The organism is Hylemonella gracilis str. Niagara R (assembly GCF_000600295.1).
In the GTDB taxonomy this organism is placed as follows: Bacteria; Pseudomonadota; Gammaproteobacteria; order Burkholderiales; family Burkholderiaceae_C; genus Hylemonella; species Hylemonella gracilis_A.
Genome location: NZ_JEMG01000001.1, coordinates 3596941 through 3621896 on the forward strand (window position 1 = coordinate 3596941; position 24956 = coordinate 3621896).

Genomic DNA, 24956 nt, shown 5'->3' on the forward strand with positions numbered 1-24956 from the left:
CCTACCCTCTTGAAGAACTGCGGATCTTTTCCGCCAGGCGTCGCGCGACCGCGGGATCGACGAATTTCTCGGCCTCGCCGCCCAGGGCGGCGATCTCCCGCACCAGGGTGCTGGAGATGAACTGGTAATTCAGGCCCGGCGTGAGGAACACCGTTTCCACGTCAGGCATCAGCGTGCGGTTCATGCCGGCAAGTTGGAACTCGTAGTCGAAGTCAGTCACGGCGCGCAGGCCACGAATCACCACTTTGCCACTGCGCGCGACGACAAAATCCCGCAGCAGGCCCGTGAAGCTTTCAACCGACACATTGGTCTGGTCGTGCAGCACCTCGCGCACCATGGCCATGCGCTCGTCCAGCGTGAACAGGGTCTTTTTGTGATGGGCCGCCGCCACGCCGACGATGACCTGGTCGAAGAGCTGGGCCGCGCGGCGCACCACGTCGCTGTGCCCCAGAGTCAGGGGATCGAAGGTGCCGGGGTAGATGGCAATCACATTGCGGGACATGGTGAAAGCGTCTCCAGACTCAGGTGCGCCTCAGATGCGCGGACGGCCATTATGTAGCGCGGACACAAAACTCCCCTGCAATGCCGGCCGCCCCTGCGCTCAGGCAGCGCCGAGGTGGGGCACCAGACCCGCGAGCGGTTGGCCCGCTTTCTGCGCGGCCGTGAAAGCCAGCATGCGGTCGATGGGCAGGCGCGCGCGGGGAATCAGCGCGGGATCGACGTGGACCTCATTCATCCCGGTCTCAAGCACCTGGGCCACACCGGCGAGGCCGTTCATGGCCATCCAGGGGCAATGCGCGCAACTCTTACAGGTCGCGCTGTTGCCCGCCGTGGGCGCTTCGATGAAGGTCTTGCCGGGGTTGATCGTGCGCAGTTTGTGCATCATGCCTTTGTCGGTGGCGACGATGAACTCCTGCGCGTCGAGTTCCTTCGCGGCCTTCAGGATGCCCGAGGTCGAGCCCACGGCGTCGGCCAGCGCCACCACACCGCGCGGAGATTCGGGGTGCACGAGCACCTTGGCCTTCGGGTGTTCCTTCTTGAGCTCTTCCAGCTCGAAGGCCTTGAACTCGTCATGCACGATGCAGGCGCCATTCCACATCAGCATGTCGGCGCCGGTCTCGCGCTCGATGTAGGCACCCAAGTGACGGTCAGGTGCCCAGAGAATCTTGTGGCCCTGGGCCTTCAGGGCACGCACGATGTCCAGCGCGCAGCTGGAGGTGACCAACCAGTCCGCCCGCGCCTTCACCGCCGCACTGGTGTTGGCGTAGACGACCACGGTGCGGTCGGGGTGCGCGTCGCAGAAGGCGCTGAACTCGTCCACCGGGCAACCCAGGTCCAGCGAGCAGGTCGCGTCCAGGTCGGGCATCAGGATGGTCTTCTCGGGGCTGAGGATCTTGGCCGTCTCGCCCATGAAACGCACGCCGGACACCACCAGGGTCTGGGCCGCATGGTCCCGCCCGAAACGGGCCATTTCCAGGGAATCGCTGACGATGCCGCCGGTCTCCTCGGCCAGATCCTGCAGGTCTGGGTGCACGTAGTAGTGCGACACCATGACCGCATTTTTTTCCTTGAGCAGGCGGCGGATCCTGTCCTTGAGCGCGGCGCGCTCGGCCGGCGCGGGCTCGATCGGCACACGGGCCCAGGCATGGTGCGTGGCGCAGGTGGATCCCGCAGCCTGGTTGTCGGGCTGCTCGTATTCAACGTCAATGACTGCGCTGTCCATCACTGCTCCACCATTCAAGTCGACCGTCAGAGATCGACGAAACGCATCGAGAAATCGACCGCCTTCACATCCTTGGTCAAGGCGCCGATCGAGATGCGGTCCACGCCCGTGGCCGCGATCTCGCGCACCGTGCCCATGTTCACGCCGCCAGACACCTCCAGGATCGCCCGGCCGGCGTTGATGCGCACGGCCTCGCGCAGCGTCGGCAGGTCCATATTGTCCAGCAGCACCATGGTGGCGCCAGCCTGTAGGGCTTCTTCCAGTTGGGCCAGCGTCTCGACTTCGATTTCGATGAACTTGGCCACTGCGGTGATGGACGCCGTGGCCCGCACCTGGGCCAGGACCTCGGTCACTCCACCCGCAGCGGCGATGTGGTTTTCCTTGATCAGCACCGCGTCGTACAAGCCGATGCGGTGGTTCCAGCCACCGCCACAGTGGACGGCATATTTCTGCGCCAGTCGCAGGCCGGGCAGGGTCTTGCGCGTGTCGACGATGCGGGCGCGCACCCGGCCGGTTTCGCCATCCAGGCTCGGCACTTGCGCCACTGCAGCCACGTAATCAGCGGTGCGCGTGGCCACAGCACTGAGCAGTTGCAGGAAATTGAGCACGGTGCGCTCGGCCGTCAGCAGGCCACGCGCGAGTCCCGTCATCTCCAGCACGGTCTGGTCCGGCTGGCAGCGCTGGCCTTCGGCCACCCGCCAGGTCCATTGCGCGCCCGGCGCCACCTGCCGCAAAGCGGCCTCGGCCCAGGGGACGCCGCAGATGACGGCGGCTTCGCGCGCCAGGATGCGCGCGCTTGCGGTCTTGCCGGCGGGCACCAGCGCGGCCGTCAGGTCGCCAGCACCCACGTCTTCCGCCAGGGCGCGGTGCACATCGGCCTCGGCCAGTTGGCGCAGCATGTCGGCGGTGTAATCAAGCACGGGAAGGGTCGCGGACATGAGGTTCCATCAACGGATTTCAGGACTGGGCTCGCGCTCCATCAAGGCCTGCACGGCCTGCTGCGGTTGCATTTCGCCATCCAGCAGGGCCACCACGGCCTCGGTGATGGGCATGTCCACGCCCAGGTGGCGCGCCCTTTGGGCGACCGTGCGCGCGCAGTAGACACCTTCGGCCACATGGCCCAGCGAAGTCACGGCCTCGTCCAGGGTCTTGCCCTGGGCCAGCAACAGACCGACCTTGCGGTTGCGACTGAGGTCACCGGTGGCGGTGAGTACGAGGTCCCCCAGGCCAGACAGACCCATGAAGGTCTCGGCGCGCGCGCCGAGCGCGAGGCCAAAACGCATCATCTCGGCCAGGCCGCGGGTGATCAGCGCGGCGCGGGCATTCAGGCCCAGATTGAGGCCGTCGCACAGGCCCGTGGCGATGGCCAGGATGTTCTTGACCGCGCCGCCCACTTCTACGCCCACCAGATCGTCGTTTTCATAGACGCGCAGGCGCGGGCTGTGAAAGGCTTGCACCAGGCGTTCACGCACCAGGGCGTGGGTGCTGGCCGCCACCAGGGCCGTGGGTTGGCCCTGGGCGACTTCTTGCGCAAAACTGGGGCCACTCAGAACGCCGGCCTGCAGCTCTGGTGCCACCTGCGCCTGTACCTCGTGGGCCATCAGCCCCAAAGCAATGGCTTCACTACCGTCGCCGCGTTCACTGCCCAGACTGCGTTCCAACCCCTTGCAGATCCAGGCAACCGGTGCCCGGCAGTCGCGCAGTTCCTGTAGCAGGGCACGCAAGCCCGCCATGGGTGCGCCCAGTATGACGAGATCCTGCTGGGCGCAAAGTGCCGCGACATTCGCGCCGTCGACGACGCGCAAGTTCTCCGGCAGGGGCAGGCCCGGCAGATAACGGGCATTCACGTGCTGCGCCTGCATGGCCCGAGCCTGCTCGGCATCGCGTGCCCAGAGCGTGACCTGGTGGGCCTGGCGCGGGTTGCCGCTGGCGCTGACGGCCAGAGCCGTGCCCCATGCACCCGCGCCCAGAACCAGGATGTTCATTCGAAAATCTCAGTCCGCGGTCTTACTGGACTTGCTGTCCTGCGGCGCCATTCGAACCCGCCTGCTGCTGGTCGTAAAGCGCCTGAAAGTTGATTTCCTGCAGGTGCACGGGCGGAAAGCCAGCGCGCTGCACCAGGTCGGCCACGTTACCGCGCAGGTAGGGGAAAACAATCTGCGGGCAGACAACGCCAAGCACCGGCCCCATCTGCGTCGCGGGCACGTTGCGGATTTCGAAGATGCCGGCCTGCTTGGCCTCCACCAGGAACACGGTCTTGTCCGCGATCTTGGTGGTCACGGTGGCCGTCACGCTGACTTCGAAAATGCCTTCTGCCACAGGCTCGCCCGCGACATTGAGCTGGATGTCGACCGAAGGCTGCTCGTTTTGGAGGAAGATGGCCGGGGAATTGGGTTGCTCCAGCGAGGACTCCTTCAGGTAGACACGCTGGATCTGGAAGACGGGTTGCTGTTCGGCCATGGTGGTCTCTGTTGTTGCTTTGAATGGAATGAAAATGAAACGCCCCGGCGTCAAGGCCGGGGGATGTCGCGCACGGAGGATGGACGGTCTAGGGCAAGGGCTCAGGCCGCAGTATGACCGAGCAGGGGCAACAGACCACCCTGCGCATCCAGCGCCATCAGGTCATCGCAACCGCCGACATGCGTCTGGCCGATGAAGATCTGCGGCACCGTGCGGCGACCGGTCGTGGCCATCATCTGGTCACGCTGGGCCGGATCGACATCGATGCGGATTTCCTCGATCTGCTCCACGCCACGGGCCTTGAGCAATTGCTTGGCGCGCATGCAATAGGGGCAGACCGCCGTGGTGTACATCTTGACGTGCTGCATGGCTCAGGCCTTGGCGGTTTTACCGTCCTGGGCCTTGCCCGAGGAGGCCACGGGCAGGTTGGCCGCGCTCCAGCCCTTCAGACCGCCGGCCAGGGCGACGGCGCGGTCGTAACCCAGGCCCTTGGCCATGCGGGCCGCAGCAGACGCGCGGGCGCCACTGGCGCACATGAAGATCACCGGCACCGCCTTGTTCTTCACCGCCTGCGGCAGTTGCTCCTTCAGTTGCGCCAGGGGCACGCTTTTCGCGCCATTGGCATGCGCCGCCGCGTATTCGTCGGCGCTGCTGACATCGACCAGCACGGCTTTTTCACGGTTGATGAGCTGCACGGCGGCAGCTGGCGTGAGCGCGCCGGCCCCACTCAAGGCGGGTCGCAGCAGCAGCAGGCCGGAAACGAGGGCCACAAGAATCAGGGCCCAGTTTTGAAGAATGAAGTCCACGGAAGTCCTTGCACCGGTTCTATAAAAAAGGGATTTTAAAATGGAGGGCTGCACTGCGCAAAAACGTCCTCCTTACCCATACTCAAGCCACATGTACAAACTCGTGCTCATCCGCCACGGTGAATCGACCTGGAACCTGGAAAACCGCTTCACCGGCTGGACGGATGTGGACCTCACCCCCACCGGCGTGGCTCAGGCCATGGCCGCAGGTCAGTTGTTGAAGGCCGAGGGTTATGACTTCGACCTGGCCTACACCAGCGTCCTCAAGCGCGCCATCCACACCCTCTGGCATGTGCTGGACGGTTTGGATCGCACCTGGCTGCCCGTGGTCAAGGATTGGCGCCTGAACGAGCGCCACTATGGCGCATTGCAGGGGCTGAACAAGGCCGACATGGCCCGGCAATACGGCGAGCAGCAGGTCCTGGTCTGGCGCCGCAGCTACGACACGCCACCGCCCGCGCTGGAGGCCACCGATCCGCGCAGCGAACGCGGCGATCGACGCTATGCCGAATTGGCGCAGGGCGATATCCCTCTGACCGAATGCCTGAAGGACACGGTGGCAAGGGTGATCCCATTCTGGAACGAGAGCATGGCCCCTGCCATCCAGGCGGGCAAACGCTTGGTCGTTGCGGCGCACGGCAACTCCATCCGAGCCCTGCTCAAGCACCTGGACGGGATTTCGGACGCAGACATCGTGGGCCTGAACATCCCCAATGGGATCCCCTTGGTCTATGAGCTGGACGCAGACCTGAAGCCCATCCGCCACTATTACCTGGGCGACGCACAAGCGGCCGCCACGGCAGCAGCTGCGGTGGCGCGACAGGGCACCTGAATACGCAGGACAGGCCACTTCAGGTTCAGGCCGTTACCAAGTCCATGCCCCTGGCAGGCCCCAAGAAAGGCGCGACCGTGTATATTGGCTACGGATTCCGCCCGCTAGGCGCGGGCGGGAAAAACCATACTTAGGCCTCTTCATTCGAGCCTCCTACTTCCTCGGGCAAATACCATGGGGCAAAAACTGAAAATCGCAGGCTGGGTTTCACTGGGCGTGCTCGCGGGCGCGCTCACCACGGTGTCGCTGCAAACCGTGGCACGCAACGCGGCCGCGCCGCTGCCGCTGGAAGAGCTGCAGCAGTTGGCTGCCGTCTTCAGCCTGATCAAGAGCGACTACGTCGAACCCGTAGACGAGAAAAAACTCATCACAGACGCGATTTCGGGCATGGTATCCAGCCTGGACCCGCATTCCCAGTACTTCGACAAGAAGAGCTACAAGGAATTCCGCGAAGGCACCTCCGGACGATTCGTGGGCGTGGGCATCGAGATCACTCAGGAAGACGGACTGGTCAAGATCGTTTCCCCGATCGAGGGCTCGCCGGCCGATCGCGCCGGGCTCAAGACCAATGACCTGATCACCCGCATCGACGACACCGCCGTGAAGGGCCTGACGCTGAACGAAGCCGTCAAGCGCATGCGCGGCGAACCAAATACCAAGGTCATCCTGACCATCTTCCGCAAGGATGAAAACCGGTCCTTCCCAGTGACCATCGTGCGCGAGGAGATCAAAACCCAGTCCGTCAAGGGCAAGGTGATCGAGCCGGGTTACGCCTGGGTGCGCCTGTCGCAGTTCCAAGAACGCACGGTTGAAGATTTCGTCCGCAAGATCGGCGACATCTACAAGCAGGAGCCCAACCTCAAGGGCCTGGTGCTGGACCTGCGCAACGACCCCGGTGGCTTGCTGGATGCGGCTGTGGCGATTTCCGCGGCCTTCCTGCCCGAGAACGTGACGGTGGTTTCCACCGATGGCCAGTTGGCGGAAAGCAAGTACACCTTCAAGGCGACACCCGAGCACTACCTGCGCCGCAGCGGGCCCGACCCGCTCAAGCGCCTGCCCGCCGCCCTGAAAAAAGTACCCTTGGTGGTGCTGGTCAACGAAGGTTCCGCGTCCGCCAGCGAGATCGTCGCCGGTGCCCTGCAGGATCACAAGCGCGCCACGTTGATGGGTAGCCAGACCTTCGGCAAGGGATCGGTCCAGACCGTGCGGCCGTTGGGGCCAGACACGGGCCTGAAGATCACCACCGCGCGTTATTTCACGCCCGCGGGCCGCTCCATCCAAGCCAAGGGCATCCTGCCCGACGTGCTGGTGGATGAAACCCCCGAGGGTGATCTGTTCGCCGCCCTGCGCACCCGCGAGGCGGACCTGGACAAGCACCTGTCCAATGGCGACAGCAAGGAAGAGAAACGCCTGTCGGATGAGCGCGCCAAGGCACGCGATGCCGCGCTCAAGCGCCTGGAGGAAGAAGCCAAGAAGCCGCCGGCCGAGCGCAAGCTGCCTGAGTACGGCAGCGCGGACGACTTCCAGCTCATGCAGGCGCTGAACCAGCTCAAGGGCCGGCCGGTGATGGTCAGCAAGACCTTGACCGAACGCAAGGACGCGCCGAAAGAAAACTAAGTCGGCGCCCAGTCCATGACCGATGAGGAGTTGCTGCGTTATTCGCGGCACATACTGCTGGATGAAATCGGTGTCGAGGGCCAGCAGCGCATCCTGGACGGCAGGGTCCTGCTGATCGGCGCGGGCGGGCTGGGTTCACCCGCCGCGCTGTATCTGGCTGCGGCAGGCGTCGGTGCCGGCGCCGGCGCCGGACTGATCACCCTGGTGGATCCCGACACGGTGGATCTGACCAATCTGCAACGTCAGATCGCCCACAGCACGGCGCGCGTGGGCATGCCCAAGGTGGCTTCCGCCGTCAGCGCCATGGAGGCCCTCAACCCGGGCGTGCGCCTGCGGCCCCTGGCCCAGCGCGCCGACGCCGATCTGCTGGCTACCCTGGTCGCCGAGGCCGACGTGGTGCTCGACTGCAGCGACAACTACGCCACCCGGCAGGCGGTGAATGCCGCCTGCGTCCACGCGAAAAAACCCCTGGTTTCCGGCGCGGTGATCCGCTTCGATGGGCAGATCGCCGTTTATGACCCCCGACGGGCAGATTCCCCCTGCTACGCCTGCCTGTTCGATCCGCGTGAAGCATTCGAAGAAGTCCTGTGCTCCACCATGGGCGTGTTCGCCCCCCTGGTCGGCATCATCGGCGCCACGCAGGCTGCGGAGGCCCTGCGGCTGCTCATGATGGGTCCATCGGGCGCCCTCGCCCAACCGGCAGCGCCCTTGACCGGTCGGCTGCTGATGCTGGATGGCCTGCGCATGCGCTGGAGCGAGGTGCAGGTGCCGCGCAATCCGTCTTGTCCAATCTGTGGTCACGCACATGCGTGATCAACTCCGCGACAGAGCTGACACAAGCGTCTGGCCGCCGCCGAAAAACGGTCACTGAACGCCTGATTTGCAGGCTTTCCTCCACGGTATTCCCCGCCCCGGCGTCGCCGTGAGGCCGATAGACTTTACCGTTCCTTACAGTCCCCCAACCCTGTCCTTCCATTGCCGGTGTCCACATTTCGAGCGCCTGCGGCGCCCCCCGCTCCATCATCCAAGCCGTCGTCGCGGCCCATGCCCCCCCAGGGACAGGGGCCTGGCAAGGTGTTGGCTGTCACCAGCGGCAAAGGTGGCGTGGGCAAGACCTTTGTTTCGGCCAATCTGGCGGCCGCGCTTGCGCGGCGCGGGCTGCGCGTGCTGGTGCTGGACGCCGACCTGGGCCTGGCCAACCTCGATGTAGTGCTCAACCTCTACGCCCGCACCACCCTGCACGACGTGCTGACCGGCAAGGCCAAGCTGGAGCAGGCCATCGTCCCCGCACCAGGCGGTTTTTCGGTCTTGATGGGGGGCTCGGGCATGGCCGAGTACGCCCGCCTCACGCCCGACATGCGCGAGAAGTTCACGCAGGTGTTGCGTTCCCTCACACCCCGGTACGACGTGGTGCTGCTGGACACGGGTGCGGGCATCTCCGACGCCGTGCTGTTCGCGATCTCGCTCGCATCCGAGGTGCTGCTGGTCGCCACGCCCGAGCCGACCTCCCTGACCGACGCTTACGCCACCATCAAGGTGCTGGTCAGCCAGCAAAGGCGCCCCCGCATCCACATGATCGTCAATCAGGCCAGCCGGCCTGGTGATGGGCGTGCCATCACCCTGCAACTGCAGCAGGTCGTGGAGCGTTTCGTGGTGCCTGAGGGGACGGAAGGTGTTGAACGCCCCGCCCATGCGGGTGAAACCGGGCGACTGATCCATCTGGGCGATATCCCCAGCGACCCGGCCGTGCGCCAGGCGGTGATGCGTCGCCAACTGCTGATGCAGGCTATGCCGGGTGCGCCGGCCGCACTGGCCATGGTTCAGGTGGCCAGCAAGCTGCAGGACACGGCCCTGCGCCCGGGGGACGGCCCCAGCGCCCCTGCCGCCCGCCCGCAGGTTTGAGGCGGGTTGCGGCTCGCAACGAGCTTCCGCTTCCCCAACGCCTGACGCGCCCTACGGGGCCCCTGCACATCGAGTTGGCGCCGGCACGCTCACCACGGCACCTCGTCGACGCCATCCTCATCAACTTCCAGGATGCCCGCCATGGCGGCATTCATGGCTTTGACATGCCCCCCCGATGCAAACCAGCGGTACACAGCGGGACGTGCCCGCGACAACGCCTGAGGATCGGCATGGAACAGGGCAAAGGATTCAGCGAACGATTCCTGAGCGGATTCACGACCGTAGTCGGTCGGCGGCGGTTGACCGGCCAGCGCGCGCAGATAGGCCGTGATCACCGGACCGGGGCTCCTCAGCCGCTCGGCCTCGGCAATCAATTCGTCGTAGCGACGCACCAGATCCTCATGCCGCCGGATCAGCGCGTGGTAGCGCGCCGGCTGATCGCGCAAGCGCCAGGCATCGCTGCGGTGCTTCTCAGCGGCGACACGGTGACTCTCGGCGGCGCACAGCGCGCGCCGTGCGGGCGCCCGCTCCACGACGTGGCCAATTTCGTGCAGCAAGGGAAAGAGCACCGCGTCACGCGGCGCGATGACATCCCCCACGAAGAGATAGCGGTTGAACCCCGCGCCCGCCGGATACAGGGTGATCCGCGCCAGGCAGCCGTCCAGTTCATAACGCGCGGCTTTGTCCCGCCCCAGATCACGCTGGCTGCGCTCGAAACGCACCGTCCGCAGGACCGCCAACTCCCCGGGCTGCAGCAACGCGAGTGACTCGGTCAGCGCCTGGCGCTCAGCCTCGCTCCATTCACCCTGGAAGCTGCGCTGCAGTCCGAAACGTTCGCGGATCTTGGCCTCGGTAAGCACTGCCTCGCGAGGCGCGTCACCGCGCGACGAGAGGATGCGCAGGCTGTCGTTCCCGCCGATGAGCACGGAAATCGGCGATGGCCCTTTGCCGGCGACATGAATGCGCATGTCGTACTCACCACCGGTGCGCCCCAGCAGCAGCGCGGCCCACAAGGCGCCCAACTCTGCCGTCGGCAGCTGCGGCAAGGTCGCCGCGTTCAAGACCGTCTCCTTGCCGTCCACATCCACCCAGACCGCGCGGCGCCCATCGAGGCGGCGCAGGATTTCCTCTGGCAGGGCGCGCACCTGTCTTTCCGGCAAGGGATCGTGCCGCAGTTCTGTCCGGTCGTAAAAGAGCTGTGGCGTGCCACAGCCGCCGAGCAGCAAGGCAACGGCCAGGAGCGGAACAACGGCCTGGACTGGGAATCTCAAGCACAGCCCCAGGTCGAGCCGCCTATTGATGGCGCGGAATCAGGGACAAAAATTCCTGTCGCAGCACCGCGTCCTTGAGGAACACGCCGCGCATCACGGAATTGAGCATCTTGCTGTCCATGTCGCGCACGCCGCGCCAGGACATGCAGTAGTGCGTGGCCTCCATCACCAGGGCCAGGCCATCGGGCCGGGTCTTTTGCATGATCAGGTCGGCGAGCTGCACCACGGCCTCTTCCTGGATCTGCGGACGGCTCATCACCCACTCCGCCAGGCGCGCGTACTTCGACAGACCAATCACGTTGGTGGACTGGTTGGGCATGACGCCGATCCAGAGCCGACCGATGACCGGCACGAAATGGTGACTGCAGGCGCTGCGCACGGTGATGGGGCCAACGATCATCAACTCGTTCAGATGCTCGGCATTCGGAAACTCCGTGATGCGCGGCGCAGGCAGGTAACGCCCCTTGAACACTTCGTTCAGGTACATCTTGGCGACACGCCGCGCGGTGCTTTCCGTGTTGTGGTCGTTGGCGGTGTCGATCACCAGGCTGTCGAGCACCCCTTGCATCTTGCTTTCCACCTCATCCAGCAAGGCCTCCAACTCGCCAGGACGGATGAACTCGGCGATGTTGTCGTTGGCGTGAAAGCGCTGCTTGGCGGCCTTCACACGCTCGCGGATCTTGACGGAAACCGGCACGCCTTCGTCGGCGGCTGCGAGGGTGGACAAGGCGGCGGGAATGAGGGAGGAAGTCATGGAACGATCCTACCAGGGGCCTAATACCTCTGCCCGAGCACGAACAAAGCCAGCCGGACCGCCCCCAGGGCCAGCCGGTCGAGGAAACGCTGGCGCCAGGGACGGCGCGCAAAATCGGCGGCGACCACGCGCCCCCCGCTGCGCATGGCCTCCAGCAGGCGCTCGCGCAGGTCGGCGGCGAAAAGGGCGTCTTCGACCACCACATTGGCTTCGCGCGCGAGCAGGAGGCTCAGCGGGTCCAGGTTGGACGAGCCCACGGTGGCCCAGGGTTTCGCGCCAGGGGCCCGACTCACGGCGTCGATCACCGCCACCTTGGCATGCAGGAAACTGGCGGAGTATTCGTGGATCTCCACACCCGCCGCCAGCAGCGTGCCATAGACGGTGCGTACCGCGTGGTACTGCATGAAGTATTCGTAACGCCCTTGCAGCAGTAGGCGAACCTGTACCCCGCGTCGGACCGCCTCGATCAAGGCTTGGCGCAACTTGCGACCAGGAAGAAAGTAGGCGTTGGCAATGATGATTTCCTCGCGCGCCGCCGCGATGGCCCGGCGGTAGGCACGTTCGATGTGTCTGCGGTGCAGCAGGTTGTCGCGCAGCAGCAGCGCCGCCCGTGCGGAACCCGTCGCTCGCCCCGCAGCCGCGCCGTCATGGGGATGACCATCAGCCTGCGATGGATTGTGGGCGATATGCCGGCTGTTGCGCGCGTCGCGCAACCAATCCTGCGGTTGCCAGCGCCGCCAGATCTGCGTCATGGCCTCATGCGCCACGCTCACCAAGGGCCCCTGCACGCACACCGCGAAGTCAAAGCGCGGGGCGTGGAGGCGGCCATGGTTGGGGTCGATCTTGTCATCCAGCACATTGATACCGCCGCAGAAGGCGATTTCGCCGTCGATCACGCACAGCTTGCGATGCAAGCGTCGCCAGCGGCTCGGACGCAGCAAGGACAACCAGCGCAACCAGGCCCCACCCGGCTTGTACAACCGCCAGCGCACGCCGGCCTGGCTCAGACGGCGGGCCCAGGCCGGCGGGAGCTGGGGCGTTCCGACCCCATCGGCCAACAGCCAGACGGCCACGCCACGCTCGGCGGCCTGCACCAAGGCATCGACGATCTTGAGCGCGGCTTCGTCGTGCCAGAAGATGTAGGTTTCAAGCCGGATTTCATGCCGCGCCCCCGCCATGGCCTGCACCATGGCAGGGAACAGCTCTGCCCCACCTTGCAGCAGATGCACCTGATGGCCTGGACGCAGGGTCACCATCCGGGCCGCCCGCCGCAGCATGCGACGCAGGACGCGCTGCGTCGCGCGCCGACGAATGGCCCAATCGCGTATGGGGCGCAGATGCCGCCTGGCCTGCCTCAGTGGCTGCATGAGAACCTCATGGGGACAGGCTGAATTCGGCAATCAGGGGCAGATGGTCCGACATGCGCCACCAGGCGCGTCCCCGTGGCACCTGCACGCGGCTCGGCGTCAGTCCGCGCACGTAGACATAGTCCAGTTGCACCAGGGGCAATCGGGCCGGGAAAGTCGGGTGCGTGGCAGGTTCCCAGGTCTGCAGGCCCATGGCCTCGAAATGCCGATGCACCCGTTCGCCCCAGTCGTTGAAGTCTCCCGCGACGATCAAGGGCGCCTGCGGCGGAATCTCCCGGCGGATGTACCGGTCCAGTTGCGCGGCCTGACGCACGCGACTGGCCCGAATCAGCCCCAGATGCACGACCAGCACATGCACATTGTGCCCGTGCACGGACACCAGGCCGTGCAGCAGGCCACGCTGCTCGAAACGATGGTCGGACATGTCCTCATGCCCCGCGGCCAGCAACGGCCAACGCGACAGCATGGCGTTGCCATGCTCGCCATGGCGGGTATAGGCATTGGTGCGGTAGAGGGCCTCATACCCTTCGGGGGCCAGGTAGTCGGCCTGGGGCAGCTCGGGCCAACGGCTGAAATGCGCGGCCTCGCGGTGGTTGAGTTTGCGCACTTCCTGCAGACAGACGATGTCGGCATCGAGCTGTTCAACGGCCAGGCTCAGATTGTGGATCTCCAAGCGGCGGCGTGGTCCCAGACCCAGCACGCCTTTGTGGATGTTGTAGGTGGCCACCCGCAAGGTCACGGCTTGGTGGCCAGACGCGGGTTCCTGTAAGCCTGGACGGGGTGCGGGCTGCATGGCCCGCATTTTTTCACGACTCCGGGGCAACAGCCGCAGCCGGGTCGGCAAAACGTGGCAACAGTAGGCAGGCCTCGGCGTTGCTGGCGGACGCGCAAACCTGGGCTGCTTCGCGCCAAGGCAACCATTGGTGGGCCAGGTGCTCGCGGGGCGCCAGGCGGATCGACGTGCCCGCAGGCACGCACAGGCTGAACAGGTGCTCGGTGTTGTGCGTCACGCCCGGGGCATAACGCTTGCGCCACCAGGGGTAGATTTCGTAGACGTTTTCCAGTCCCCAATCCCTCAAGCCCTGAGACGTCAGGCGGGCATCGATGCCGGTTTCCTCACGCACTTCGCGCCAGGCAGTGACGGCATATGGCTCATCGGCGTGGTCCTTGGAGCCGGTGACGGACTGCCAGTACGCAGGCTGGCCCTCGGGCGTGTCCGCGCGCTGGATCAACAACACGTCCAAGGCCGGTGTGTGGATGAGCACCAGCACGGACTGAGGAATCTTGTAACCCCCGGCCACGGCCTGGGTCATGGTGCCGCACCCCCAAGAAACGAGCGGGTGTCGCTGCAGACGAACTCGACCCGCCCTGAGCTCGCCCCTCGGGCGCGCCGGTACGCCGATGCCCATGGGCCCATGCCGGCCAGACAGGCTGACTCCACCATACGACCTGTCACCCCTCCTGGTGCGCCTGCAGCAAGGCCGCCAGGTCCTGGTCCTGCGCGTTGGTCGGCAGAGCGCCGGCCGCGCATTGCTTGAGCCAAGCCATGGACAGTTGACACAACATGCTGACCGACATGGCGCCAGCCGCAGGCACGCCTTGCGAGGCGGTCACGGGCACGCCGATCACGGCGTCGATCAAGGCCGTCTGCACACCAAAACCCACGGGTTGGAACTTGCGGCGATCCAGGTCGAGCATCGGGCCCAAGGCGTCCACGCGCAGCGCCAGTTCACGCATGCCGCCTTCCTCGAGCGGCACCCGCACGATGATCAGTTGCCGGTCCGGGTGGGCCGCGCGCTGAACCTGTGGGATGCGGCTTGCCGCCCCCCCCTCCTGCGCCGCGGCTTGTCCCTCGGCCCCTGGCTGTTGCGCGACACGCACAAGGTCCGTCGCCCCTCGCCCGGCATCGTCACGCACGATGCTGCGTAAATCCATCAAGGGGCAAACCCGGTTGCCGATGGGCGCCAAGCCAATAAAGGGCAGACGCACCGGCCCAGCTCCCAGCGCGGTCGCATCCGGCGCGGCGGCCACGACCAGGGCCGCGTCGATTCCCAACCAATAGCTGCCCAGCATGAAGGTGGCCATCTGCACGCGCTGCGTCGCATCCACGCGCGCGCCCTGGTTCTGCGGCGCGGGCAATGCGGCGCCCGCCGGCTTGCGCTCGCACAGATGCCGCAGAGCCAGGCAACTCAAGCCATGGTCGTAACCATCGCGCGCGCGAAACTCGCGATAGCCCGCACCCCGCGCCATGCCCACGCCGTGCAGGTGCCCAGCCAGGTTGACCATGCGCCCACCCGTGCGGCAGGACTCGATGACGCCCTCGGTCCCCAGCATTGCCACCGCCTCCGCCTGCCCGTGAGCGAGCACCAACTGGTCACGGCTGTCGATGAACGCCAGCATGTCCCGGTCCCCACAACCCTCGGCGCAATCGCCCAGGATGGACTGGAGTTGTTGCGCGGCATCCCACACGATGGCGATGCCACCCAGGTTGGCCCCGGCCAAGCTGCCGGAGACCGCAGCGGCATCACGCACCGCGGCGGCGTAGATGAAGGTCGAGCCGCGGTCATAAAAACGACTGGGCGCGAAGGCGCTGACCACGTACTCCTGCGCGCTGGACAGACGCAGGCAACGCGCCACCCACTCTTCGTCCAGCGGGGTGCCCACCAGGTCCTGCTGCGCGGGGTTGGAAACCGCCATCACCCGGCCTTGGCGATCGAACAGCACCAGGCTGCTGTACACCGTGTAGAGCGCGTTGATGTCCCGCAACACGGCTGTGGCCTGTTCACAGCCCACTCGACCAGCAGCCAGGGTTTCGGCGAACTGGGGCGTGAGCGCCCACCAACGGCAATCATTGGCGCGTTCGTAGAGATTACGGTCGAGGATCTGCATGGCCAGATCGGCCCGACTCTGTCCATCACGCAGGATGGAGCGGGTCACCACGCCGTACAGGTCCTCCAGCGCGCTGGAAAATGCCCGCGCAGTCTTGCGTGCGGTGGCGCCAATCTCGGACAACAGGGTCTTGGCGAACAAGAGGTCGCGCGGTGCGGCCACCTCGTTACGGCCCTCGGTGCCGTCCTGCATCTGGTTGAGTTCGAGCAGACCGTTCCAGACCGAGCGCTCCAGCGCCGATTGGATCGCCACCGAGCGCCGAGGAATTTCACGCAGCTCCTCGGACAGGAAATCCGCGTTGCCGGCCAGTTCCTTGATCAGGGCGCTGTGTTCCGAGCTCGTGGCATCGTCAAAAGCCACGTCCAGCGGCAGCAAGGCCAGACCGCGCCAGCCCGGTCCGGCATAGCCCTGGAAGCTGCGGGCCTCGCGCACGACGGCCAGGTAACGACGGCTGAAGTGCTGCAGCATGAAGGCGCCCGAGGCCAGTTCCGGCGGAAGGTCGCAGCGCACCCGCCAGCCCAGGGGCAATTGGTGTGTGTCACTGGAGGCCAGCACCTCGCCGTGGGCATCCACCAGGGCCAGCACCACATCCCCGCCATGTTCACGGTCCTTGCCCTGGATGGAGGCGAAGAGCGCCAGCATTTCATCCGACATCTTGAAGCTCAGCACCAGCACGCCCACCACCTGGCCGCCCGCCTCGACCCGGTGGGCATATGCCAAGCACGGATAGCTCTGGCCGATGAAGTCGCGGACGGCGTAGTCCTCGGCATAGGGCGCGTCACTGGCCATGACCTGGCGCAGGAAGTTCACGTCCTCACCCTGCGCCGCGGCCCCCACAGCCAGGCCCGGACCCTCGTGCAGGGCCGCAGCCAGCTGGCACTGCGCGTCGAACAGATAAATGTTGTCGTAGACGGTGTACTTGCTGGCGTACTGGCGCAGACGGCTGGCGATCTGTTCGGGACGACGCTCGTCCGCAGGCGCACCCAGGAAATGGGCGATGCCCACGTCGGTCGAGAAAAAACCGATATCGGCAGTGCGCTCGAACAGATTGCGCACCAGCACGTCGATGCAGATTTGGGCGCGGCTGCTCAAGTCATCCACGCAGTTGTGCACAGCCTCGGCGGCCAGGCCATGCATCAACTCGATGGACAGGGAGGAAAAATCCTGCCGGGCGCGGGCCAAATCACCACCCGACGACGCGTTGGACGAGAGCAATGAAAAGGAGGACAGGAGGGACAGCTGATCCCAGGCATTCTCGACGAGGCGCAGTTCCTGGCGCTGGCGTTCGACGCCGGGCATGTAACGCAACCATTGCTCTGGCGCAGGCAAGGTATCGGTGGATGACATGAAACCCCTCCCCGGGTTTTTAAAATTGTAACTAGCATACTAGAAGCGCGTGACACCGCGTCCATTTCACGCCTCGGCACACCTAGCCGACCTGAACCTGAACGCGCAGAACACAGCCGCATCCACAGGCGCCACGGCAGCACGGCCCGCCCCATTCTCGAGGCCCGGCTGCTGTCAGCCCATGCACGTGCGGCGTATGCACAAGGCATGCCCGAGTCCATGCTTGCGCAAACTCCATGAAAAAAGGCGTCCGAAGACGCCTTTTGCCATCACGTTGTCATCTTTGCGCTCCAGGTCAGCGCCCCTCCGGCCGTGCACCGAGCGGGATGACGATTGCCGCTACGGGCTCAAACCGGCTGCGGGTTACGCAGCTTGATGTGCAGTTCTCGCAACTGTTTCTCGTCCACCGGACTCGGGGCCTGGGTCAAGAGGCATTGCGCACGCTGGGTCTTGGGGAAGGCAATCACGTCGCGGATGGATTCGGCGCCCGTCATCAGCGTGACGATACGGTCCAGGCCGAAGGCCAAGCCGCCGTGGGGAGGCGCACCATACTGCAGCGCGTCGAGCAGGAAGCCGAACTTCAGTCGCTGCTCGTCAGGACCGATCTTGAGCGCATCGAACACCTTGGCCTGCACGTCGGCGCGATGGATACGCACCGAGCCGCCGCCGATTTCCCAGCCGTTGAGCACCATGTCGTAGCCCTTGGCGATGCACTTCTCGGGGTCGGTGACCATCCAGTCCTCGTGACCGTCCTTGGGCGCGGTGAACGGGTGGTGCACGGCGCTCCAGCGCTGCTCGTCCTCGTCGTACTCGAACATGGGGAAATCGACCACCCACATCGGCGCCCAGCGGGCCTCGAACAGGCCGCTCTTCTTGCCAAACTCGCTGTGGCCGATCTTGATGCGCAGCGCGCCTATGCTGTCGTTGACGATCTTGGCTTTGTCCGCGCCAAAGAAAATCAGGTCACCATCTTTTGCGCCCGTGCGCTTCAGGATCTCGGCGATCGCGGCATCGTGCAGGTTCTTGACGATGGGCGACTGTAGACCGTCGCGGCCTTTGGCCACCTCGTTGACCTTGATCCAGGCCAGGCCCTTGGCGCCATAGATCTTGACAAACTCGGTGTAGGCGTCGATTTCGCCACGGCTCATCTCGCCGCCACCCGGCACGCGCAGGGCGACCACACGGCCGCCCTTGGTCTGGGCCGGCGTGGAGAAGACCTTGAAGTCCACGTCCTTCATCACGTCCGTCAGCTCGGTGAATTCGAGCTTGACGCGCAAGTCGGGCTTGTCGGAGCCAAAGCGATGCATGGCCTCGGAATACGCCATGACCGGGAACTCACCCAAGTCGATGCCCAGCACGTTCTGGAACACAGTCTTGATCATGCCCTGGAACATGTCGCGGATGTCCTGCTCGGTCAGGAAGGAAGTCTCGATATCGATTTGCGTGAACTCGGGCTGACGGTCAGCGCGCAGATCCTCGTCGCGGAAGCACTTGGTGATCTGGTAGTAGCGGTCGAAGCCAGCCACCATCAGCAGTTGCTTGAAGAGCTGGGGCGATTGCGGCAAGGCGAAGAACATGCCGTCGTGCACGCGGCTGGGCACCAGGTAATCGCGCGCGCCCTCGGGGGTGCTCTTGGTCAGCATCGGCGTCTCAACATCGATGAAGCCGTTGGCGTCCAGGAACTTGCGCACCTCCATCGCAACGCGGTAGCGCAGCATCAAGTTGTTCTGCATGTAAGGACGGCGCAGGTCCAGCACGCGGTGCGTGAGGCGCGTGGTCTCGGACAGGTTCTCGTCGTCCAGTTGAAACGGCGGCGTCACCGAGGGATTGAGCACGGTCAGTTCGTGGCACAAAACTTCGATCTTGCCGCTCTTGAGGCCGTCGTTGGTCGTGCCTGCGGGACGCGCGCGCACCAAACCCTTGATCTGGACGCAGAACTCGTTGCGCAAGTCCTCGGCGGCCTTGAACATCTCGGGACGGTCCGGGTCGCAGACCACCTGGACATAACCTTCACGGTCTCGAAGGTCCACGAAGATCACGCCACCATGGTCGCGCCGGCGGTTGACCCAGCCACACAAGGTGACGGTCTGGCCCAGCAGGGCCTCGGTCACGAGACCGCAGTAGTGGGAGCGCATGGACATGAAAATTTTCTCTTTCTAGCTCGTTCGGGGGGAAGGAATCGGAAAACGCCGTGGGCGCTCAGACCGGCGGTTCAGCATCGCCGGGCGTTTTGGCGCCCGGCGCGATCACGCCCATGGAAATCACATAGGTCAGGGCCGCGTCCACGCTCATGTCGAGCACCACGCAATCACTGGCCTTGAGCATCACGAAATAGCCCCCCGTCGGGTTAGGCGTGGTGGGCACGTAGACACTCAGGTAGTCGCCCTGCAGGTGCTTGACCAGTTCGCCCCCGGGCGCACCGGTCACGAAGCCGATGGTCCACATGCCTGGACGGGGCCACTGCACCAGCACGGCCTGTCGGAAGGCGTTGCCCTTCTCGGAAAACAAGGTGTCCGAGACCTGCTTGACGCCGGAGTAGATGCCTCGCACCACGGGAATGCGCTGCACCAGGGCATTGCCCCAGGCAATCAGCCGATTGCCGATGATGTTGGACGCCATGGCCCCAATCCCCAGCACCACACCCAGGGCAAAAATCACCCCCAAACCGGGAATGTGAAAGCCCAGCAGATTGTCCGGATGCCAGGCCACAGGCAGGATGCCCAGGGTCTGGTCCAAGGTACCTATGACCCAGTTCAGCACCCATAGGGTGATGATGAGCGGCACCAGCACCAGCAAGCCGGCCAGCAACCATTTTCGGAACTTCGCCATCACGGAAGTACTCCTGCCATCTTCATTGTCATTGCCATCTCACAGGGCAACCCGAACCCTCGGGTTCAGGCACAACCACAGTCCGAGCCACAGCTGTGCCCCGAAGCCGAGGCGGCGGTCGTCGTGCCGCTGCCTTCGGATGAGCTGGAGCTGCCCCCACCACCCGACTCGCTGGAGGCGCCACCACTGGAACCACCTCCAGACGATTCGGAACCACCGCCTGAACCGCCACGGAAGTCCGTGACATACCAGCCGCTGCCCTTGAGCTGGAATCCAGCCGCAGTGACTTGCTTGCTGAACGTGTCCTTGCCGCAGTTCGGGCAGGTGGACAACGCTTGGTCGGAGATTTTCTGCAGCACGTCCTTGGCAAGGCCGCAGGCGCTGCACTTGTAGGCGTAGATAGGCATGATGAAACGAAGTAAGTCTGGAGCGGGTCTGCGTGCGAAACGAAAGCCGATCAGCGGTCCACCTTGAAATTGGTGAAGGTGCGAGTGATCAGGCGCATGGTGGCGGCGTCCGGCGTGTCAGGCGCGATCATCGAGGCCATGCCCGCAGCATCCGGGAACACGGCCGGGTCCTTGGCCAGCAGCGGATTGACGAACTTCATGCTCGCCTTGTTCGGGTTGGCGTAGAACACCGCGTTGGTCAGGGAAGCATGCACCTCGGGACGCAGGATGTAGTTGATGAACTTGTGCGCGTTCTCCGGATGCTTGGCGTCCTTGGGGATGGCCATGGTGTCGAAGAACAGCAAGCCGCCCATCTTGGGCAGCATCACCTGCAGGTTCTGCGGCTTGCCGGCTTCGTTGGACTTGTCCTTGGCGATCATGATGTCGCCAGACCAGCCGACCACGGCGCAAAGCTGGCCGCTGGCCATCTGATCGATGTAATCAGAACCCGAACCGGCGAAGCGGCCCACGTAGGGGCGGACAGCCTTCAGCATCTTGCCAGCTTCGGCGTAGTCCACGGGATTCTTGCTGCGCGGGTCCTTGCCAATGTACTTGAGCGCGATCGGCATGATTTCCGACGCGGTGTCCAGGACGGAAATACCGCATTTCTGGAGCTTGGAGGCGTACTCCGGCTTGAACACCAGATCCCAGGCATTGGCCGGCATCGGCGTGCTTCCCAGGGCTTTCTTGACCTGGTCGACGTTGATGCCCACCGTGGTGTAACCCCAAAGCCAGTCCACCAGATGCTCGTTACCCGGGTCCACCTTGGCCAGTTGCGCCTGAATGGCGGGATCGAGATTCTTCAGATTGGGGATCTTGGACTTGTCCAGCTTCATCAGCAGGCCGCCCTGAATCTGCAGCTTGGCGAAGTGCGAACCCGGGACCACGATGTCGTAACCCGACATGCCCGCCATCAGCTTGGCATGCAGGGCCTCATTGCTGTCGAAATTGTCGTAGTTGACCTTGATGCCGGTTTCCTTCTGGAAATTGGCAATCGTGTCCTCGGCGATGTAGTCCGCCCAGTTGTAGATGTTGAGCACCGGCTCCTCGGCGGCCGCCACACTGGAGACCATGCCTGTGAAACCGGTGACTGCCAGCGCCATGGTCGCGACGAAACCGCGGAACCGGGGGGTCAAAGTCTTCATGTCCATCAATCCTTTCGAGGAAAGCGCAGGTGGTGAAAAAACGGAATGCTGAAAACGGCGAGGAGTTTCAGGCGAAACCCCGGGATTATCCGGTGAAATCCTAGCGACCCTGGAAAAAACCAGCGAAAGCACCTGCCATCGCGGGCCAGTGCCAGAGCGCCTGCATCAGCAAGACCCCTGTTGCAAAACCAATGCCCGCCGCGAGCAGGATGTGCAACAAACGGCGCGTGGCACGCTGCTCGGCCAGCAGGGCTTCCAGCGTGCGGCGCCCGCCGCCCGTCGACCCGCGTCCCTGGTTGTCCCGCAGGAAGTCGTGCAAGAGGCGCGGCAGCTCCGGCAGCAGCTTGGCGTAGCGCGGTGCCTGGTTTTTGAGCTCGGCCCAGAGGCGTTTGGGGCCAATCTGATCAGCCATCCATTTCTCCAGAAAGGGCTTGGCCGTGCTCCAAAGGTCCAGATCCGGATCGAGGTCGCGCCCCAGGCCCTCGATGTTGAGCAGGGTCTTCTGCAGCAGCACCAGTTGCGGCTGGATCTCGACGTTGAAACGGCGCGAAGTCTGAAACAGGCGCATCAGCACCATGCCGAGTGAAATTTCCTTCAGCGGCCGGTCGAAATAGGGTTCACAGACCGACCGCACCGCCGCTTCCAGTTCGTTGACGCGCGTCTCTGGCGGCACCCAGCCACTTTCGATGTGCAGTTCAGCCACGCGCTTGTAATCACGCCGGAAGAAGGCCGTGAAGTTCTGCGCCAGATATTCCTTGTCGAATTCCGTCAACGTACCCACGATGCCGAAATCCAGCGAGATATAGCGCCCGAAGGTGGCCGGGTCCGTGCTGACGAAGATATTGCCCGGGTGCATGTCCGCGTGGAAGAAACCGTCACGGAAGACCTGGGTGAAGAAGATGGTCACGCCATCACGCGCCAGCTTCTTCAGGTCCACCCCGGCCTCGCGCAGGCGCTGGGTCTGGCTGATCGGGATGCCCTGCATGCGCTCCATCACGATCACGTCGCTGTGGCAGTAATCCCAGAACATCTCCGGGATCAGCACCAGGTTCAGTCCCGCCATGTTGCGGCGCAGTTGGGCGGCACTGGCGGCTTCGCGCACCAGATCCAGCTCGTCGTGCAGGTAGCTGTCGAACTCGGCCACCACCTCGCGGGGCTTGAGACGCCGACCATCTGCGGACAGTCCTTCCACCCAGGCCGCCATCCAGCGCATCAGCGCCAAGTCCTTTTCGATGACGTGCAACATGCCCGGACGCAGCACCTTGACGGCCACCTCGCGCCCCACGTGCTGACCGTCCTTGCCGCGCAGGCGGGCGAAATGCACCTGGGCTATCGAGGCGCTGGCCACCGGCTCGTGCTGGAATTCACTGAAGATGTTGTCCAGCGGCTGACGGAAGGACCGCTCGATGGTGGCCACCGCCACCTCGGGGCTGAAGGGGGGCACCTGATCCTGCAGTTTGGCCAGTTCCTCCGCGATGTCCGGCGGCAACAGGTCGCGCCGGGTGGACAGCACCTGCCCGAACTTGACGAAGATGGGTCCCAGGCGCTCCAGCGCCTCGCGCAGGCGCACACCGCGCGGCTTGTTCAGGGGCCGGCCAAAGGCCACGATACGCGCGGTCACGCGCAACCAGGGTTTGCGAAAACTGGACAGCACCAGTTCGTCCAGGCCGTAGCGCAGCACGATCCAGACGATGTAGGCGCCACGCAGGAAACGACTGGCAAGCCCGGTCATGCCTGCGCTCCAGGCCCAGCAGAAAAAGCGGGGGCGCCGGGCCGGGCTGGCAACCAGGCGCGCAAGGCCTGCGCCACGCGCCGAGCGGCCTGGGCGATGCCGTGGGCCGGTGCGTCGCCGATCAGGCGTGCCAGGTCTTCCTCCACATCCCAGCGCAAATGTTCGGCCAGCCAGTTCAGCTCGGACGCCAAGGCCACATGGCCTTCGATGCGCACGGTCGGCTGTTCACCCGCCATCCAGGCCTGCGCCACCGCGAGCGGCGAGGCCTCCGTCACTGTCAGGGTAAGGTCAGGCGCGGGCGCCTCTTCCGTGGGCCTTGCGTCGTCCAGATCGAACAAGCCAGCCGGCGTACAACGCAAGCTGAAACTCAGACCGCGCCACATGAACAGCACGGACCGCCCTTGCTGGCGCGCCAGACGGGCCATGGCCTCGGGCTCCTGCATCAGCACATGGTTGAGCAACAACACCACACGACGCTGCGCCTCCCGCACGACCCAGGCCGGGGGCTGGGGCAGGCGATCGAGCGGTGGAACAGGCAGCGGAAAAGGCGGCTTCGGCAAGGCACCGAGCAGCTTTTGCGCCGCGTCTTCAAGCATGGACAAGGGGGACTGCATAAGCCCCCGATTATTCCCGGTTCTGCCCCCGCTCCGCATGGCAAGTCCACAAAGCGAGAACTAGCGAAACCGGCTTCGCCGGGCCGCTGAGTGCGCGCCCGTGAAAGGGTGGCGTAGCGAACGCAGAGAGCGAAGCCTGGGGGGAACTTATTTACTGCAGCGCCTGCACGCCCGCAACCAGCCAGCCGCGGCTGCCGTCGCGCGGCTTGGTCATGTTCCAGACCTCGCGGAAGGGGCTGGGGCCGCTGTGACGGTCTTCGCGCACCATGCCGGAGAACTCCACGCTCGCCATATATTCGCCGCCGATGTCTTCGATGCCCAGCAACTGCGCCTGAAGCATCTGCACCTCGGTCAGGTTGGGCTCGCCGCCGGACAGACGCTCGCGCTCGGCCAACTGGGCGCTGATCTCGGCCAGCATATCGTCCGTCATCATGGAGCGCAGCGTCACCATGTCGGCCTTGTCCCAGGCTGCCTGCAGATGGATGAAGTTGCTCTTGGCCACCTTGAGGAAACTTTCGACATCGAAGCCAGCAGGCACGCTCCATTCGCCGGCGCTGCCGTGCAAGGCGGAGCCGATGACCGAACCGTGCCCCGTGCCAGCCACGGTGGTGCTCGCCCCCTGCTCCCAGGGACGTGCGGAGGCATCGTTGCCCACGTTCTCGGGGTAATAGGCCGAGGGGATGGTGGCCACGCCAGCGCCCCCCGCGCCCTGGAAGGCATAGCTGTTGCGCGGCCCCGAAGCGGCGGCGCGGGGCCGCAACAAGAAGCGCAAGGCCACGAAGGCCAGCAACACGAACAAAGCGATCAGCAGGAACTGGCCAAAAGCCGCACCCAACCCCAGGCTGCTAGCCAACCATGCCAGGCCCAGACCGGCCGCCACCCCCCCCAGCAAACCCATGCCGGTACGGCGGGCCGGTGCGGCAGCCGCGCCAACAGCGGCCGCGCTCGCGGGCGTTGCCGCGCTGGCGGGCGCCGTCGGGCTACCGCCCGAGGCCGCGCCGCCCTGGCTCGCCGACGAGGACTGCGCAGGTGTCGTAGCGGGCGGTTGGGCCGGGGCGTCACGCCGCATCACATTGCCGGACTGCTTGCCCACCGAGGTGCCACCCCCCAGGCGGCGCGCCTCGGCATCCATGGGACCCAAGACCAGAACCAGACCCAAGGTCAGAGTAAGGGCCAGAGCCCCACCCCGCTTCACCTCATGCAACCCGCGCTTCATGCACCA

General features: G+C 65.0%; 24 protein-coding genes. 4 read left to right on the forward strand and 20 right to left on the reverse strand.

Going from position 1 to position 24956, the window contains the following annotated elements; translation table 11 throughout:
- Position 1: 1 nt before the first annotated feature.
- From coaD to AZ34_RS16370, 7 genes are all read right to left on the reverse strand, one after another.
- Positions 2-502, reverse strand: coding sequence for a pantetheine-phosphate adenylyltransferase (gene coaD / locus AZ34_RS16340; protein WP_035610053.1), 501 nt, complete (start codon positions 500-502; stop codon positions 2-4).
- A gap of 99 nt (positions 503-601) precedes the next feature.
- Positions 602-1723 carry a quinolinate synthase NadA gene (gene nadA / locus AZ34_RS16345; RefSeq protein ID WP_035610056.1) on the reverse strand — a complete coding sequence of 374 codons (1122 nt, stop codon included), beginning with the start codon at positions 1721-1723 and terminating at the stop codon, positions 602-604.
- 26 nt (positions 1724-1749) lie between these two features.
- Positions 1750-2661 (reverse strand): carboxylating nicotinate-nucleotide diphosphorylase, encoded by a 912-nt coding sequence (gene nadC, locus AZ34_RS16350; protein ID WP_035610058.1) that lies wholly within the window; start codon positions 2659-2661, stop codon positions 1750-1752.
- Positions 2662-2670: 9 nt separating this feature from the next.
- On the reverse strand, positions 2671-3708 hold the full coding sequence (locus tag AZ34_RS16355; RefSeq protein ID WP_035610061.1) for an NAD(P)H-dependent glycerol-3-phosphate dehydrogenase: 1038 nt from the start codon (positions 3706-3708) through the stop codon (positions 2671-2673).
- Between the two features lie 22 nt (positions 3709-3730).
- The gene (secB, locus tag AZ34_RS16360) at positions 3731-4183 is read right to left on the reverse strand and encodes a protein-export chaperone SecB (RefSeq protein ID WP_035610063.1); all 453 of its coding nucleotides are present in this window, start codon (positions 4181-4183) and stop codon (positions 3731-3733) included.
- Positions 4184-4284: 101 nt separating this feature from the next.
- Positions 4285-4551, reverse strand: a complete 267-nt coding sequence (grxC, locus tag AZ34_RS16365) for a glutaredoxin 3 (protein WP_035610066.1) — start codon at positions 4549-4551, stop codon at positions 4285-4287.
- Between the two features lie 3 nt (positions 4552-4554).
- The gene (locus AZ34_RS16370) at positions 4555-4989 is read right to left on the reverse strand and encodes a rhodanese-like domain-containing protein (RefSeq protein WP_035610069.1); all 435 of its coding nucleotides are present in this window, start codon (positions 4987-4989) and stop codon (positions 4555-4557) included.
- Between the two features lie 91 nt (positions 4990-5080).
- Here AZ34_RS16370 and gpmA point away from each other — a divergent pair, with 91 nt between their 5' ends.
- The 4 genes from gpmA to AZ34_RS16390 all read left to right on the forward strand — a co-directional run bounded on the left by gpmA (position 5081) and on the right by AZ34_RS16390 (position 9340).
- The gene (gene gpmA / locus AZ34_RS16375) at positions 5081-5821 is read left to right on the forward strand and encodes a 2,3-diphosphoglycerate-dependent phosphoglycerate mutase (RefSeq protein WP_035610070.1); all 741 of its coding nucleotides are present in this window, start codon (positions 5081-5083) and stop codon (positions 5819-5821) included.
- A 174-nt stretch (positions 5822-5995) separates the two neighbouring features.
- Positions 5996-7438, forward strand: coding sequence for a S41 family peptidase (locus AZ34_RS16380; RefSeq protein WP_035610072.1), 1443 nt, complete (start codon positions 5996-5998; stop codon positions 7436-7438).
- Between the two features lie 15 nt (positions 7439-7453).
- Positions 7454-8251 (forward strand): HesA/MoeB/ThiF family protein, encoded by a 798-nt coding sequence (locus tag AZ34_RS16385; RefSeq protein ID WP_035610075.1) that lies wholly within the window; start codon positions 7454-7456, stop codon positions 8249-8251.
- Between the two features lie 231 nt (positions 8252-8482).
- Positions 8483-9340 carry a MinD/ParA family protein gene (locus tag AZ34_RS16390; RefSeq protein WP_231495556.1) on the forward strand — a complete coding sequence of 286 codons (858 nt, stop codon included), beginning with the start codon at positions 8483-8485 and terminating at the stop codon, positions 9338-9340.
- Between the two features lie 89 nt (positions 9341-9429).
- Here AZ34_RS16390 and AZ34_RS16395 read toward each other — a convergent pair whose 3' ends face one another.
- From AZ34_RS16395 to AZ34_RS16455, 13 genes are all read right to left on the reverse strand, one after another.
- Entirely contained in the window at positions 9430-10611 is a 1182-nt protein-coding gene (locus AZ34_RS16395) for a hypothetical protein (RefSeq protein ID WP_155831846.1), read from the reverse strand.
- A 22-nt stretch (positions 10612-10633) separates the two neighbouring features.
- Positions 10634-11365, reverse strand: a complete 732-nt coding sequence (gene folE / locus AZ34_RS16400; protein ID WP_051509970.1) for a GTP cyclohydrolase I — start codon at positions 11363-11365, stop codon at positions 10634-10636.
- A 20-nt stretch (positions 11366-11385) separates the two neighbouring features.
- On the reverse strand, positions 11386-12732 hold the full coding sequence (gene clsB / locus AZ34_RS16405; RefSeq protein ID WP_081767263.1) for a cardiolipin synthase ClsB: 1347 nt from the start codon (positions 12730-12732) through the stop codon (positions 11386-11388).
- A 7-nt stretch (positions 12733-12739) separates the two neighbouring features.
- On the reverse strand, positions 12740-13525 hold the full coding sequence (locus AZ34_RS16410) for an endonuclease/exonuclease/phosphatase family protein (RefSeq protein WP_035612020.1): 786 nt from the start codon (positions 13523-13525) through the stop codon (positions 12740-12742).
- Between the two features lie 13 nt (positions 13526-13538).
- The gene (gene nudB / locus AZ34_RS16415) at positions 13539-14045 is read right to left on the reverse strand and encodes a dihydroneopterin triphosphate diphosphatase (RefSeq protein WP_035610081.1); all 507 of its coding nucleotides are present in this window, start codon (positions 14043-14045) and stop codon (positions 13539-13541) included.
- A gap of 139 nt (positions 14046-14184) precedes the next feature.
- Positions 14185-16968 carry a cache domain-containing protein gene (locus AZ34_RS16420; protein ID WP_035610084.1) on the reverse strand — a complete coding sequence of 928 codons (2784 nt, stop codon included), beginning with the start codon at positions 16966-16968 and terminating at the stop codon, positions 14185-14187.
- Between the two features lie 347 nt (positions 16969-17315).
- Positions 17316-19109 carry an aspartate--tRNA ligase gene (gene aspS / locus AZ34_RS16425; RefSeq protein WP_035610086.1) on the reverse strand — a complete coding sequence of 598 codons (1794 nt, stop codon included), beginning with the start codon at positions 19107-19109 and terminating at the stop codon, positions 17316-17318.
- A 58-nt stretch (positions 19110-19167) separates the two neighbouring features.
- Positions 19168-19797 carry a DUF502 domain-containing protein gene (locus tag AZ34_RS16430; protein WP_035610087.1) on the reverse strand — a complete coding sequence of 210 codons (630 nt, stop codon included), beginning with the start codon at positions 19795-19797 and terminating at the stop codon, positions 19168-19170.
- 65 nt (positions 19798-19862) lie between these two features.
- Positions 19863-20204: an FmdB family zinc ribbon protein gene (locus AZ34_RS16435; protein WP_035610091.1), complete on the reverse strand. Its 342-nt coding sequence runs from the start codon at positions 20202-20204 to the stop codon at positions 19863-19865.
- 50 nt (positions 20205-20254) lie between these two features.
- Positions 20255-21388, reverse strand: coding sequence for a polyamine ABC transporter substrate-binding protein (locus tag AZ34_RS16440; RefSeq protein ID WP_035612022.1), 1134 nt, complete (start codon positions 21386-21388; stop codon positions 20255-20257).
- A 100-nt stretch (positions 21389-21488) separates the two neighbouring features.
- Positions 21489-23120, reverse strand: a complete 1632-nt coding sequence (gene ubiB / locus AZ34_RS16445) for a ubiquinone biosynthesis regulatory protein kinase UbiB (protein WP_035610093.1) — start codon at positions 23118-23120, stop codon at positions 21489-21491.
- The gene (locus tag AZ34_RS16450) at positions 23117-23716 is read right to left on the reverse strand and encodes a hypothetical protein (protein ID WP_231495598.1); all 600 of its coding nucleotides are present in this window, start codon (positions 23714-23716) and stop codon (positions 23117-23119) included. Before AZ34_RS16450 ends, ubiB begins: the two co-directional genes overlap by 4 nt.
- A 169-nt stretch (positions 23717-23885) precedes the next feature.
- Positions 23886-24950: a Tim44 domain-containing protein gene (locus tag AZ34_RS16455; protein WP_155831847.1), complete on the reverse strand. Its 1065-nt coding sequence runs from the start codon at positions 24948-24950 to the stop codon at positions 23886-23888.
- Between the last annotated feature and the right edge of the window lie 6 nt (positions 24951-24956).